Here is a 451-nt window from a genome sequence, read left to right as displayed (position 1 = left end):
AGGGAACGGAGTTTATCACTCCAACCCGAACAGCAATGCTCCAGCAGGCGCGACGGACACCTTCGTCTATACCATTCGCGATGCTGACGGCGATGAGAGCACCGCGACCGTCACCATCAACGTGCTCAACTGCCAGATGGTTGCTGCACAAGACCACGATGTCACCGTCCATGAAAACGCTCTGGACCTGACCAAGGACGGCAACGACCTCGCGCCCGGCACCGTCACTGGCAGCCAGCCGGGCTCGACCGGCGAAACAGCCAGTGGGACCTTGGTCGGTTCGGTCACAGGCGGCGTAGGTGCTTTGACTTACAGCCTGGTTGGCAACACTGCAGGGCAATTCGGGCAGATCCAGGTCAACGCCGATGGCTCCTACACCTACACCCTGACCTCGCCTGCGAATTCGCCGACCCATCAGAACGACGGGCCGAACATCATCACCGAGAGCTTC

General features: G+C 60.5%; 1 protein-coding gene. It reads left to right on the top strand.

Going from position 1 to position 451, the window contains the following annotated elements:
* Positions 1–451: Ig-like domain-containing protein (locus HU736_RS21665; RefSeq protein WP_217862403.1), on the top strand; the 451-nt coding region annotated here is incomplete at both ends.

This window comes from Pseudomonas shirazensis, from assembly GCF_014268785.2.
GTDB lineage: Bacteria > Pseudomonadota > Gammaproteobacteria > Pseudomonadales > Pseudomonadaceae > Aquipseudomonas > Aquipseudomonas shirazensis.
This window is presented reverse-complemented; position numbering and strand designations above follow the sequence as displayed.